The 12509-nt window shown below is 62.5% G+C and carries 12 protein-coding genes and 2 tRNA genes; 6 read left to right on the forward strand and 8 right to left on the reverse strand.

Translation table 11 applies throughout. From position 1 onward, the window contains the following. Positions 1 to 22 precede the first annotated feature (22 nt). Positions 23 to 98 (reverse strand) — tRNA-Val (locus EOD29_RS26460). Between the two features lie 219 nt (positions 99 to 317). Here EOD29_RS26460 and EOD29_RS26465 point away from each other — a divergent pair. Together EOD29_RS26465 and EOD29_RS26470 are read left to right on the forward strand one after the other, a co-directional pair. Then, positions 318 to 394: transfer RNA gene (locus EOD29_RS26465), tRNA-Asp, on the forward strand. A 229-nt stretch (positions 395 to 623) separates the two neighbouring features. Further along, on the forward strand, positions 624 to 1970 hold the full coding sequence (locus EOD29_RS26470) for an FAD-binding oxidoreductase (protein ID WP_127248409.1): 1347 nt from the start codon (positions 624 to 626) through the stop codon (positions 1968 to 1970). A gap of 451 nt (positions 1971 to 2421) precedes the next feature. Here EOD29_RS26470 and EOD29_RS26475 read toward each other — a convergent pair whose 3' ends face one another. From EOD29_RS26475 to ugpC, 4 genes are all read right to left on the reverse strand, one after another. Beyond that, on the reverse strand, positions 2422 to 2673 hold the full coding sequence (locus tag EOD29_RS26475; protein ID WP_245322422.1) for a hypothetical protein: 252 nt from the start codon (positions 2671 to 2673) through the stop codon (positions 2422 to 2424). 294 nt (positions 2674 to 2967) lie between these two features. Continuing rightward, positions 2968 to 3897 (reverse strand): ribokinase, encoded by a 930-nt coding sequence (gene rbsK, locus EOD29_RS26480; protein ID WP_127248410.1) that lies wholly within the window; start codon positions 3895 to 3897, stop codon positions 2968 to 2970. Positions 3898 to 3901: 4 nt separating this feature from the next. Further along, positions 3902 to 4354: an RbsD/FucU family protein gene (locus EOD29_RS26485; RefSeq protein WP_066998829.1), complete on the reverse strand. Its 453-nt coding sequence runs from the start codon at positions 4352 to 4354 to the stop codon at positions 3902 to 3904. A gap of 24 nt (positions 4355 to 4378) precedes the next feature. After that, positions 4379 to 5437, reverse strand: a complete 1059-nt coding sequence (gene ugpC / locus EOD29_RS26490) for a sn-glycerol-3-phosphate ABC transporter ATP-binding protein UgpC (protein WP_067328236.1) — start codon at positions 5435 to 5437, stop codon at positions 4379 to 4381. 278 nt (positions 5438 to 5715) lie between these two features. Between ugpC and EOD29_RS26495 the strand changes: the two genes are divergently transcribed. The 3 genes from EOD29_RS26495 to EOD29_RS26505 all read left to right on the forward strand — a co-directional run bounded on the left by EOD29_RS26495 (position 5716) and on the right by EOD29_RS26505 (position 9581). Continuing rightward, positions 5716 to 7380 (forward strand): sugar ABC transporter substrate-binding protein, encoded by a 1665-nt coding sequence (locus EOD29_RS26495; RefSeq protein WP_067328234.1) that lies wholly within the window; start codon positions 5716 to 5718, stop codon positions 7378 to 7380. Between the two features lie 153 nt (positions 7381 to 7533). After that, positions 7534 to 8655 carry a sugar ABC transporter permease gene (locus EOD29_RS26500; protein ID WP_095779633.1) on the forward strand — a complete coding sequence of 374 codons (1122 nt, stop codon included), beginning with the start codon at positions 7534 to 7536 and terminating at the stop codon, positions 8653 to 8655. Between the two features lie 8 nt (positions 8656 to 8663). After that, positions 8664 to 9581: a carbohydrate ABC transporter permease gene (locus tag EOD29_RS26505; protein WP_067328232.1), complete on the forward strand. Its 918-nt coding sequence runs from the start codon at positions 8664 to 8666 to the stop codon at positions 9579 to 9581. A gap of 39 nt (positions 9582 to 9620) precedes the next feature. Here EOD29_RS26505 and EOD29_RS26510 read toward each other — a convergent pair whose 3' ends face one another. After that, entirely contained in the window at positions 9621 to 10364 is a 744-nt protein-coding gene (locus EOD29_RS26510; RefSeq protein ID WP_127248411.1) for a creatininase family protein, read from the reverse strand. A gap of 4 nt (positions 10365 to 10368) precedes the next feature. Continuing rightward, positions 10369 to 10935: a 6-phospho-3-hexuloisomerase gene (hxlB, locus tag EOD29_RS26515; protein WP_127248412.1), complete on the reverse strand. Its 567-nt coding sequence runs from the start codon at positions 10933 to 10935 to the stop codon at positions 10369 to 10371. A gap of 188 nt (positions 10936 to 11123) precedes the next feature. Here hxlB and EOD29_RS26520 point away from each other — a divergent pair, with 188 nt between their 5' ends. After that, positions 11124 to 12146 carry an aldo/keto reductase gene (locus EOD29_RS26520; RefSeq protein WP_127248413.1) on the forward strand — a complete coding sequence of 341 codons (1023 nt, stop codon included), beginning with the start codon at positions 11124 to 11126 and terminating at the stop codon, positions 12144 to 12146. An 83-nt stretch (positions 12147 to 12229) separates the two neighbouring features. Here EOD29_RS26520 and hupB read toward each other — a convergent pair whose 3' ends face one another. Next, on the reverse strand, positions 12230 to 12502 hold the full coding sequence (gene hupB / locus EOD29_RS26525) for a DNA-binding protein HupB (protein WP_027166452.1): 273 nt from the start codon (positions 12500 to 12502) through the stop codon (positions 12230 to 12232). Positions 12503 to 12509: the final 7 nt, after the last annotated feature.

The following is a 12509-nucleotide window of genomic DNA, read 5'->3' on the forward strand; positions in this document are numbered from 1 at the left end:
GTTCTTGATTGTGCCGGGAAACTGGTGGGCGATGACGGGCTCGAACCGCCGACATCTTCGGTGTAAACGAAGCGCTCTACCAACTGAGCTAATCGCCCGCTCCGGGCCGGACCTTTAAGCAGTTAGAGCTCTATTCGCAAGGCCCAATGAACAGCCGGCGCACCCGCTATCGGACGGGATTTCGCCAATGCCGGCGCACTTGTCAAAAAACCTTCTGCTGATTGCTGTTATGCTCACATGCCGCGCTTGACACCCGCAAACGAACCCCTTATCCAGCGCCCCAACGACGAACACGCCTGACACGTGCTCGTCAGTGCGCGGGTGTAGCTCAGTCGGTTAGAGTGCCGGCCTGTCACGCCGGAGGTCGCGGGTTCGAGCCCCGTCACTCGCGCCAGTCTTTTCAAGGGTTTAGGCCCTGCTCTTCAAAAGCTTGAACTTTCATTTTCCGGAGAGTTTCAACTTTTTGTATTCGCTGCGGCCAACATTCGCGATCCACCGCGTCTGAATTGGCGACTACGGGAGCCGCTCGTCAGGCGCCTGTGCTCCACCTTCCCCAGAACTGCCTCAAGAAAGGTTGGCTGCCGGTGGGCCATAGCTGACGCAGCGTTTTCAGGATTCTCCCCTTGCCTACTTTCCCGTTCTCCGAAGCAGATCCGATTCAATTTCCCGGCCCCCCACCTAAAAGCGCTGACGTGGTGATTATCGGTGGCGGCGTTATCGGCGTCACGACAGCGCTTTTTCTTGCGCGGCGCAACATCTCGGTGACGCTGTTGGAAAAGGGACGCATCGCTGCCGAACAGTCCTCCCGCAATTGGGGATGGATCCGCAAACAGGGACGCGATGCGGACGAACTGCCGATCGTGATCGAGGCGTCGCGTCATTGGCGGCAGCTGGCCGAGGAATGCGGCGAAGACATCGGCTTGAAGCAGACCGGCGTGACTTACCTGGCAAGCTCCGACCGCGAAATGGCCCGCTTCGAAAAATTCATGACGATCGCTGCCGTCCATGAAATCGACACGCGCCTGCTGAACGCACGCGAAACCACCGGTCTCATCAAAGGCATGTCGCGCAGTTTCAAGGGCGCGATGACAACGCCTTCCGACATGCGAGCGGAGCCTTGGCTGGCCGTGCCGGCACTCGCCCGGCTTGCCGCCCGCAAGGGAATCAAGCTTGTGGAGAATTGCGCGGCGCGAGCCCTGGAAATCTCGGCCGGGAGGATCAGGGGAGTGTGGACAGAGGCGGGTCACATCGAGACGTCGAGCGTTCTGCTCGCCGGCGGTGCGTGGTCTTCCCTGTTCCTGAGAAGACATGGCGTTTCCATTCCCCAGCTCAGTGTAAGGTCGACCGTCGCGGCAACCGAGGCGATGCCTGAAGTCTATGCAGGAGCCGCGGCAGGAGAGCATATCGCTTTCAGACGCCGACAGGATGGCGGATACACGCTCGCTGCCGGAGGCAGTCATTTGCTTCACCTTGGCCCGGACGCATTCCGGCATGCAAAGAAATACCTTCCCGCGCTTATGGCCAATCCTTTCGGCTCACGCTATTCGCCGGCCGCGCCGGCGGGCTACCCGGATGGCTGGTCGACGCCGCGTCACTGGGCGCCGGATTCGCAAAGTCCTTTCGAAAGAATGCGGGTGCTAAATCCGGCTCCCGAACGTTCTGGTCTGGGTTCCATCGAGCGCAATTTCAGGCGCCTGTTCCCACAGCTCGACGCGGTGCGCCTAAAGGCAAGCTGGGCTGGCATGATCGACGCGATGCCGGACGTCGTTCCCATTGTGGACAAAGTGCAGGCGATCGTTGGCCTCGTTGTCGCGACGGGCATGAGCGGCCACGGCTTCGGTATCGGACCGGGAATCGGCCGCGTCGTCGCCGACATGATCCAGGGAAACCAGATCGGGCACGATCTCACCCGCTTTCGCCTGTCGCGCTTTTCTGACGGAAGCGCCATTCGGCCGGGCCCGGCCCTCTAGAGCAATACCGACCGGCCAGCCTGCAGTGAGCAGCAAAATTCTTCAGCTGCGCTTCGGCGCCCCTGTTCACTCGCCCAATATCACACCGGAGGCGACAATCTGCGCGGTTCGGGCGGTGAGCTTCTCGCGCTTTACAAGCGTGGGCTTTTTATAGGGGTTTTTCATCTCACCGTTCCGGGAAACCAGGCTGCCTGTGCTGGTCAAGACGGTGAACGCGCTGGCACTGCTTGCGTTCCGCAGGGCGCGTTTGGCGGGTTGAGCCAGCCTTGGCCGGCCCCGGTCATCAAGCCATGGCACGTAATCGCAACGGCTTTACGTTTCCGAAAACCCAGGTCTTGAAAGCCTTGTCGGCTCGAACTGCTGCCCGGTCGCGCAGTTCCACGAGAAGGGCGGGACGGTTTGGTCGTCGCCAAGGGTTTACGGTCTGCACTCGCTCGGGAGGGTGAGCCCTCTAGTGTGGACGCGCTCGCTGCACCGGTGGCGCCGCATTTGCCGATATAAAGTCAGCTCCAGTGCCTTGCGATCCCCGCTTGTAGATGAGCCGCATGACCAGTCCGGCATATCCAATCTGGAGAATGATCATTGCAAGCATAGCGCAGCCGAGCGCCTTCCAGGCGGAGCCGGTTTGCAACCCGACCCAGATTGCGACGGTGAACGACGTCGCGAACATGCCCACCAGAAATTGCGGAAAATACATCGCCATTACCCTCGACCCTTAAAGCGCCGCCGCTCCATCGCGGAGCGGCGGGCCCCCCAAAATAGCCCCCCGGCTACCGAGGCACGGTCCACCCCGGCATTGCTGACAGTGCAATTGCGATGCCAGACACGGTGGCCCATTACGGGACACCTATGCCGTTGATGCAAGGCGTTGGCGCCGATTAATATTAACCGTGGCTAATATGCAACCCTGGGGGCCGTGAGAGACCAACTTCTGTGAGTTGTGTTCAAGCCGATGGCCGGCTAGCGCCGCCGAAACGCCACGCGAGATTTGGCGGCTTCAACCGCGCGCCAGCAGCGCCTCGACTTCCTGGAGCGTCGGCATCGAAGGCGCGGTACCCGGCCGGGTCACCGAAATGCCTGCGACGGCACAGGCGAAGCGCACCGCCTCCAGCGGCTCGACGCCCTTGGCAAGCGCTGCCGCCAGTCCGCCATTGAAGGCGTCGCCCGCCCCCGTGGTTTCGATTACAGGGCCGGCAGTGACGGCGCCGACGTGATCGGATCGCTCCCTGGTGTGCAGCAGCGCGCCCTTCTCGCCAAGCGTCACGATAACGGCGCCGACGCCCTTTGCCAGCAGGCTGTCGGCGGCGCGGCGGGCATCGTCGACCGAAGAGACGGCGATGCCGGTCAGCCCCTCGGCCTCGGACTCGTTGGGTGTGACGTAGTCGCAAAGCGCGTAGATGCTGTCCGGCAGGGTGGCGGCCGGCGCCGGGTTAAGAATGGTAGTCACCCCTGCCCCGAGCGCGATTTGCAAAGCTTTCAGCGCCGCGTCAATCGGCTGCTCGAGCTGGGTGACAAAGACGCCCGCCGAGCGGATCAGGTCAGCATGCGCCTCGATGTCAGCGGACGAGATCAGCATCGCAGCACCCGGGCTGACGATGATGGCGTTGTTGCCGCTGCCCTCCTCGACAAAGATATAAGCCGCCCCGGTGTAGCTGTCCGGCGTGTCGATGACCGCGCTCTTGACGCCCGCATCCTTCCACGTCTGCTTGGCCATGTCGGCGAAGGCATCGATGCCGAGCCGGGTCAGGAAGGTGATGTCGGCGCCGAGTTTGCCGGCCGCGACCGCCTGGTTCGAGCCCTTGCCGCCGGGTCCGAGCTTGAACGAATTGCCGAGGATCGTCTCGCCCATGCGCGGCTGGCGGTCGGCGCGATAGGCGGTGTCGGCGACGAAGACACCCAGGATGACGACTGGCTTGCTGGCGGACATCTCCTTACTCCGCATCCGGCGGAATGACGCCCTTGCGGAAGGCAAAGCAGCCATAGAAGCGGCGCTCACCGGTCTGGATGACGCAATACGCCTTCTTCGCCCGCTCGTAGAAGGCGTAGCGCTCGATCGAGATCATCGGCCAGGGTTTGCCCTCGGCCGCGTCGATTTCCTGCTGCACCTCCTTCTGCACCGGCGGGATCTCGTTCGGCTTGCCGACGATCTCCATGCGCGCGGCCGCGTCGTTGACGAAGCTGTCCAGCGGATAGAGCGACAGCACCGCCTTCACCACTTCGGCCGCCGGCGCATCGATGCGCAGCAGCTTGCCGAGCACCGTCTGCTTGGCGACGGAGTCGGATGGGAAATTGGTGTCGGCGATGATCAGGTCGTCGCCGTGCCCCATCGCCCGCAGTGCCTGGAGCACGTCGGCGTTGAGCAGCGGATTGATCCCTTTGAGCATGGTTTCCTCGATGTGTGTTTGCGGTCAGAGACGCTTGCCGGTCCCTGCGTCGAAGAGATGGACATGGTCGAGCCGCGGCCTGAGCTTCAGCGTATCGCCAGGCTTGAAGTCGTGACGCTCGCGGAACAGCGCCACCATCTCGCCCTCGCCGAAGCGCACGAACACCAGCGTTTCCGAGCCGGTCGGCTCGACCACCGAAATCGTGGACGCCACACCGTCGGGATGGATCTCCAGATGCTCGGGACGGACGCCATAGACGACGGCCTGGCCGTCCGCCGCGGCGATGCTGGCAGGCATCGGAAAGGCCGAGCCTGCTATGTCGACCTCGGACCTTTCACCCTTCTTCACCGTGCCCTTGAGCAGGTTCATCGCCGGCGAGCCGATGAAGCCCGCGACGAACAGGTTGGCCGGCCGGTCGAACAGTTGCAGCGGCGCGCCGATCTGCTCGATGCGGCCGTCGCGCATCACCACGATCTTGTCGGCCATGGTCATGGCCTCGATCTGGTCGTGTGTGACGTAGATGGTGGTGGTCTTCAGCCGCTGATGCAGTTCCTTGATCTCGGTGCGCATCTGCACGCGCAGCTTGGCATCGAGGTTTGAGAGCGGCTCGTCGAACAGAAACACCTGCGGGTTGCGCACGATCGCGCGGCCCATGGCGACGCGCTGGCGCTGGCCGCCGGAAAGCTGGCGCGGATAGCGCTTGAGATAGGGATTGAGGTCGAGGATGTCGGCCGCACGCTTCACCCGCTCGGCGACGATGGCCGGATCGGTGCCGCGCAGCTTCAGCGCGAAAGCCATGTTCTGCTCCACCGTCTTGTGCGGATAGAGCGCGTAGTTCTGGAACACCATGGCGATGTCGCGCTTGGCCGGCGGCAGGTTGTTGACGATGCGGTCGCCGATCGAAATCGTTCCGCCGGAAACCGTTTCCAGCCCCGCCACCATCCGCAGCAGCGTGGACTTGCCGCAGCCCGAAGGGCCGACCAGGACGACGAATTGACCGTCGGCGATATCGACGCTGACCTCATGTAGAACCTTGACGGTTCCGAAAGCCTTGGCCACATTGGCGATCGCGACTTGAGCCATTGTCTCCCCTATCTTTTTCGGTGAAGCTAGCCATTGCCAACGGCAAGGGCAAGTCGGTATCTTATAGATAAAAAGCCAATCTTGTTGACAAGGTAATCGATTACGCGAATAGTGACGAGTGCCAATCCGAATGCCGGTCCTTGTCCCGAAAATCGGATCTCCAGGCGACGCAGGGTGGGGTCCCACGCTGCCCTATGGTATAGGAGAACCGCAGACGTTTCGACGTCGAGAGATTGGCAGAATCAATTCACGACTGAAGTTCTGGGAGGAACCTTGAGATGAGAGTCGATCTTTACGAAAAACTGGTGCGTGCCGGGGCGACCCGCCGCGATTTGCTGAAGGGCGCGGCCAGCATGGCGGCGCTCGCAGCGGCGTCCGGCACGGGGCTTGGCGCGCTGACCAGGCCGGCGGCTGCCGCCGACGACCTGCGCGCGAAAATCCTGCAGATACCCGGCGTCGGCAAAGGCCAGCCGACGGACGCCGACTTCCAGAAAGTCGGTGAGCTCTGCCTGGAAGCGACCAAGGCCAACGTCAAGCAAGGCGAGTTCGCCGGTGTCGAGCTCACCTTCATGGGCCTCAACAACCAGAACCTGCACAACGTGCTGTTCCGTGGCTTCCTGAAGCCGTGGGAGGCCTATACCGGCGCCAAGATCAGCTGGATCGACCTCGCCCAGGCCGACTACAACGCCCGTCTGCAGCAGTCGATCGCGACCAAAACCGTCGACTTCGACATCATCGAGATGGGTGCGCCCTTCGAGGGCGACGTCTGCGGCAAGGGCCTCACCTCGGAGATGCCCGACTGGGTCAAGAAGCAGATCGACATGGACGATCTCGTCAACTACCTCAAGCCGCCGGTCGGCACCTGGGACGGCAAGCAGTATCGCGTGACCATCGACGGCGATACGCACAACTTCAACTACCGCACCGACGTATTCTCCGATCCCGACCTCGCCAAGGCCTGGAAGGAGAGCGGCGCGACGACCGAATGGGGCGTGCCCAAGACTTGGCAGGAAGTGCAGGCCGTCACCAAGTTCCTCAAGGGCAAGCAGTTCAAGGGCCAGGACGTCTATGGCTATCTCGACGCGCCCAAGCCCTGGGGCGGCTTCGGTTTCTACTTCCTCGGCAGCCGCGCCTCTGCCTATGCCAAGCACCCCGACGACAAGGCCTGGCTGTTCGATCCGGATACGATGAAGCCGCGCATCAACAACCCGGCTTGGGTGCGGGCCATCCAGGACGTCATCGACGCCCTGCCCTCGGAGCCGCCGGATCAGATCAACGCCGATCCGAACACCACCGGCTTCCAGCAGTTCCTGGCCGGCACTGGCTCGATGATCCCGTGGTGGGGCGATATCGGCTCCAACGTCAAGACCAACGACTCTTCGGTCATCGGCGACGTCACCGGCTTCTCGATCCTGCCGGGCTCGGACGACGTCTACAATTCGAAGACCGGCAAGTGGGACAAGCTGGCCAGCGGCCCGAACTATGCGCCGAACTGCGCCTATCTCGGCTGGGGCGTCTATGTCATGGCCCGCGTCGACAGCGACGAGAAGAAGAAGAAGGCGGCGTGGTCGGCGGCGGCCCATCTCGGCGGCAAGGATCTGTCGCTGTGGTGCGCGGCCTATCCTTCCGGCTTCCAGCCCTACCGCAACTCCCATTTCAACATTCCGGAATGGGTGGCGGCCGGCTATGACGAGGCCTTCATCACCTCCTATCTGAAGTCGGAGGGCGACTCCTACAACCATCCGAACGCCGCGATCGAGCCGCGCATCCCCGGCATCTTCCAGTATTACAGCGCCGCCGAGGACATCCTGGCCAACACCTTCGCCGGCAAGATGAAGGCGCAGGAAGGTGCGGATGCCATCGCCGCCGCCTGGGAGAAGCTGACCGACCAGATCGGCCGCGAGAACCAAATCAAGCTCTACAAAGCCTCGCTCGGCATGTAGGCTGTCTCATGAGAAGTCGCGGCCCGGCGACCTCGTCGCCGGGCCGCATGTTGACCGGCAATGGCCGGTCATTTGACTTCCAGCAATTCCAGGAAAAGGGTGAAGCGGTTTTCCTCCGGAATTGCATCAGAACAAAAGGTAGAGGCGAGAGGCGTGGCTGAGCAGACTTCGACCGCCAATGCATGGCCGGCTAACTCCGCAGCGATCGATCTGATCCCGCCCGGCCGCAAGCGCCTCGGCTGGGCCCTGATGATCGCCGCGACGCTCGTGCTGCTGGCGACGATCGTGATGCAGATCCTTTACAAGACTGAGGTCGACACGATCGGCTTCTATACCTGGCGTCCGGTGGTCTACGCCTATGTGCTGTGGGGCGTGGCGCTCGGCGCCTGGCAAGTGCTGACGCGCGGCGAAGACGGCCAGCGCGCGCTGTTCCTGCTGCCGGCGCTGCTCTTCACCGTCGCCATGGTGATCTTCCCGACGCTGTTCGGCTTCTATATCGCGCTGACCGATTGGAATCTCAGCTCCTTCGCTGGCCGCAGGTTCAACGGTCTCGACAATTTCTGGCAGATGCTGGCCGATCCCTACTACCGCAACGCGCTCTTCAACATGGTCCTCTATGTGCTGGCGGTACTGGTCGAATATGTCATCGCCTTCGGACTGGCGCTGCTGCTCAACGCGCAGATCCGCGCCAGAAAATTCTTCCGTGTGGTCTTCCTGCTGCCGCTCATGCTGTCGCCGGTGGCGGTCTCCTGGATGGTTGGCAAGTCGCTGATGGAATACCGGTTCGGACCGGCATCGACGCTGGCGCGCCATCTCGGCTGGGACAATCCCGCCTTCTTCTCCGACCCGATCATCGCGCGCATCTCGATCATGGTGCTCGACGCCTGGACCTTCATTCCGTTCATGATGATCATGCTGCTCGCCGGCCTGCAGGCAATGTCGCGCGAGGTGATCGAGGCGGCGCGCGTCGACGGCGCGACGACATGGCAGACCTTCTGGCAGGTTACCTTCCCGCTGATGCTGCCCGTGTCCGTGACGGCGGTGATCCTGCGCATCATCTTCAAGCTGAAGCTCGCCGACATCATCATTACGGTGACGTCCGGCGGGCCCGGCGGCGCCACCGATTCCGTTTCGAGCTTCATCTACCGCGAATATCGCGACCGTTCGAATGTCGGCTACGGCACCATGCTCGCCATGGTCTATCTGATCATCATCGTCGTGTTTGTCACCTGGCTGCTGAAGCTCGCCAGTCGCTTCGTGCGCAACGTCAACTGAGCGTCCATATGAGCGTCCAGACCACCGAATATACCGTTTCCGAAATCCGCTCCCCGGCGGCCTTCCTCGCCAGCCGCGTCTTCATCTATGGCGCCCTGGTGTTCTGGTCCTTCGTCTGCCTGTTCCCGATCTATTGGACGATCACCACTTCGTTCAAGTCGGCGGTCGATGTCACGCAGGGGCACCTCATCCCCTTCGTCGACTTCCAGCCAGACTGGAAGGGCTGGCGCTCACTCGGCCTGTCGCCGGATTCGATCGTCCAGACCTCGACGGTGCGCGACGAGTTCCTGAAACGCTTCATGAACTCGGTCATTACCTCTGTCGGCGCGTCGAGCCTCGCCATCATTATCGGCAGCCTGGCCGCCTATGGCCTGACGCGTTACCGCTACAAGTTCGCCTGGTTCAAGAACGAGGACATCTCCTTCTTCTTCCTCTCGCAGCTGATCCTGCCGCCCGTGGTGCTGGCGCTGCCCTTCCTGGTGCTTTACCGCGAAGTGGCCCTGCTCGACACCCGCATCGGCCTTGTGCTCCTCTACACGCTGATGGTGCTGCCGATCGTCATCTGGATCATGCGCGACCAGTTCAACTCCATTCCCGTCGAGCTCGAGGAGGCGGCACTCGTCGACGGCCTGTCGATCTGGGGCGCCTTCTTCCGCATTGTCATGCCGATCGCGCTCCCCGGCATGGTCGCCGCCTTCATCCTGGCGATGGTGCTCTGCTGGAACGAATATTTCTTCGCCGCCCTTCTGACGTCGACGGATGCCAAGACCATCCCCGTGATGGTGGCGAGCCAGACCGGCTCGCAAGGTATCAACTGGTGGTCGATGGCAGCCCTGGCGACGGCAGCCATCACGCCGCTGGCGATCATCGGCATCGCGCTCGAACGCTATCTGATCATGGGCATGACGGCCGGTTCGGTGAAGTAGGCGCCGTGCCCTTCCCCCTTCTTGTGGGGAGAAGTTGAGCTAGACCCGCAATATCGCCCGCAAATGCTCGAGGATCATCGCCACACCCTTCCGGCCCAGCTCGGCCGACGCATCTGATGCGCCTTTTGTGTACCAGCCGGTATTGTCCGCGAAATGACCGGCATCCACCGCTTCGGGACATAGCGCCTGCATCAGCGATGTCTCGCCGATGCCGGCATGGTCGAACGGATATTTGCCGGTCATTGTGGCCGGCATCAGCGGGTGCACCTGCACCCAGTTGAAAACGTTCTCGCCCTGGGCATGGCCGGCATAGTAGTCGACCATCGTGTCCGAGCCCCACCAGCCCTCGCCGCGTTCCTTCTCCAGGAAGCGGAAAATCGCCTGCCGGCCGGCGGTCTTGAAGGCGAGATCGGTCGGCATGCCGGCAACGAAATTCTCGGTCTGGTGATGGATGATGGCGTGGATGTTGCGGAAGCCGATGCGCAGCAGGCCGTAGAACAGTTCCTCCGCAAAGGGCGCCAGCACCGGACCGCCGACCTGCACCGAGCCGCTGCCTTCCGGCGGCGCCACGGCATAACTTGCCGCGCCATAATAGAAGGGCGGCAGGATGACGATGTCCCGCTCCTTCTCGATAAGCTCGAGCGTCTTGATGACGGCCAGCGTGTCCATGCCGACCGCCATGTGCTCGCCATGGTATTCGAGCACGCCGAGCGGCAGCGCGACCGGCCAGTTCTCCTCGATCGCGTTGCGGATCTGGTGCGGCAGCATCAGTTCGTAGCGCATGCCCCTACTCCATGTTGGTGTGCCGGGCGCGCATCGTCTCCGGCGTTGCGCCGGTGAGCGCCTCGAGTTTCAGCACCATCACCTCGAACAACAGGAAAAGCGCTGCCTCGAACAGCGAGCCCATCGGCAGCACCGAGCTTCTGGCGGCGCCTTGGTCGCTCGCCATGGTCTGGGCCGGAACGAGCAGCGTGAAGTCCGCAAGCTTTGCCGCGCTGCCCGCCGGTTCGGCCGTGAGCAACACCACCTTGGCGCCGGCCTCCCGGGCCACGCGCATCAAGGTGAGAACGGTGGCGGTCTCGCCCGGTCCGGAACTCGCCAGGAATACATCGCCCTGGCCGAGTGGCGGCGTGGTCATATCGCCGACCACCGAAACCGGCAGGCCGAGATGGAAGAGCCGCATTGCGAAGCCCTTGACCTGCAGCGCTTCGCGGCCGCAGCCATAGACGACGATCTTGCCAGCGCCGGCGAGCATTTCGCAGGCGGCGTCAACCCGACCGTCATCGATGCGCCCCAACACGGCGCCGAGCTCGCCCAGCGCTGTCGCAAACAACTCCGATCCGGCTTGCGTCATGGCTGCCTAATCCTGTCTGCCGATGTCTTGATAGGCATGCGGCTTTGCGGTCGCGTTCGGCGCGAAACGCTTGTTTTCGTTCATGCTATCACCGCGAAAATTCGTGTCCAACGAGCCTCGGCGCTTTTGCTGTGCCACCGGCGTGATAGTGTCATGTCAGACAAATCAATCCAGGACATCGTGCGGATATGAAGACACGGCATTTCGACCGCATCGGCAATGGCGGCATCACCTTCACCGAGCTTGGTTTCGGCACCGCGCCGCTCGGCAATCTCTACCGCGCCGTCTCGGACGAGGATGCCAATGCCACGCTGGAGGCGGCATGGAAAACCGGCTGCCGCTATTTCGACACCGCTCCGCTCTATGGCCTTGGCCTTTCCGAAACCCGGCTCAACCCCTTCCTGCGCGGCAAGAAACGCGAGGACTTTGTGCTGTCGAGCAAGGTCGGCCGCCTCATGCGCGTCTCTGCGCCCGACCAGCGAACCGGCATCGGCAAGTTCTTCGAGACGCCCTCGCGCCGGGAAGTCTACGATTACAGTTACGACGGCGTGATGCGTTCCTTCGAAGCCTCGCTGGAGCGTCTCGGCGTCGACCGCATCGACATCCTTTATGTGCACGATGTCGACATCTTCACCCATGGCAGCAAGGAGGCTTCCGACCGGCGCATCGAGGAGTTCATGTCTTCGGGCTATTACGCGCTGCTCGCGCTGCGTGACCAGGGCGTGATCAAGGCCTTCGGAGGCGGTATCAACGAGTGGCAGGTTTGCCAGACGCTCGCCGAGCGCGGCGATTTCGACCTCTTTCTGCTCGCCGGCCGCTACACGCTGCTCGAGCAGGATGCGCTTGCGAGCTTCCTGCCGCTCTGCGAGAAGCGCGGCATCGGCATCGTTCTTGGCGGGCCCTACAATTCCGGCATCCTGGCGACAGGGCCGAAGCCCGGCGCCTTCTACAACTACACAGAGGCGCCAAAAGACGTGCTCGATCGCGTGGCACGCATCGAGGCGGTCTGCAAGCGCCATGGCGTGCGTCTGATCGAGGCGGCGTTGCAGTTCCCGCTGCGGCACCTTTCCGTCATGTCGGTAATACCCGGCGGCCAACGGCCGGCCGAAGTCGAAAGCAACCGTGCGCTGCTCGACGTCAAGATCCCGGCAGCCTTGTGGGCGGATCTCAAGCAAGAAGGCCTGATGCGCGCCGACGCGCCTACCGGCTGATGCCACACATGTGCCCCTGCCGCGGGTCACAAAAAGGAAGAGCCGGGCAAGCCCGGCTCATCTGATCTTAAAAAGAAAAGGTCTTAGTTGACCGCGTCCTTGAGGCCCTTGCCGGCCGAGAACTTCGGCACGGTGCGCGCCGGAATCTTCACTTCCGCGCCGGTCTGCGGGTTGCGGCCGGTCGAAGCAGCACGTTTTGACACGGTGAAATTTCCGAAGCCGACAAGCCGGACATCGCCGCCCTTCTTCAGTTCGCCAGTGATCACAGAGAACACCGCATCGACGGCGGACTGCGCATCAGCCTTCGAAATGCTTGCGGAGTCGGCGACGGCGGACACCAGTTCGTTCTTGTTCATAAAAATT

Origin of the sequence: Mesorhizobium sp. M1A.T.Ca.IN.004.03.1.1 (genome assembly GCF_003997555.1) — a bacterium.
Taxonomy (GTDB): domain Bacteria; phylum Pseudomonadota; class Alphaproteobacteria; order Rhizobiales; family Rhizobiaceae; genus Mesorhizobium.

Coding starts and splice junctions, on each gene's coding strand:
- hxlB (WP_127248412.1), bottom strand. CDS start 10,935: ATGACGCAAGCCGGATCGGAGTTGTTTGCGACAGCGCTGGGCGAGCTC.
- EOD29_RS26505 (WP_067328232.1), top strand. CDS start 8,664: ATGAGCGTCCAGACCACCGAATATACCGTTTCCGAAATCCGCTCCCCG.
- EOD29_RS26520 (WP_127248413.1), top strand. CDS start 11,124: ATGAAGACACGGCATTTCGACCGCATCGGCAATGGCGGCATCACCTTC.
- EOD29_RS26495 (WP_067328234.1), top strand. CDS start 5,716: ATGAGAGTCGATCTTTACGAAAAACTGGTGCGTGCCGGGGCGACCCGC.
- EOD29_RS26485 (WP_066998829.1), bottom strand. CDS start 4,354: ATGCTCAAAGGGATCAATCCGCTGCTCAACGCCGACGTGCTCCAGGCA.
- hupB (WP_027166452.1), bottom strand. CDS start 12,502: ATGAACAAGAACGAACTGGTGTCCGCCGTCGCCGACTCCGCAAGCATT.
- rbsK (WP_127248410.1), bottom strand. CDS start 3,897: ATGTCCGCCAGCAAGCCAGTCGTCATCCTGGGTGTCTTCGTCGCCGAC.
- EOD29_RS26510 (WP_127248411.1), bottom strand. CDS start 10,364: ATGCGCTACGAACTGATGCTGCCGCACCAGATCCGCAACGCGATCGAG.
- EOD29_RS26475 (WP_245322422.1), bottom strand. CDS start 2,673: ATGGCGATGTATTTTCCGCAATTTCTGGTGGGCATGTTCGCGACGTCG.
- ugpC (WP_067328236.1), bottom strand. CDS start 5,437: ATGGCTCAAGTCGCGATCGCCAATGTGGCCAAGGCTTTCGGAACCGTC.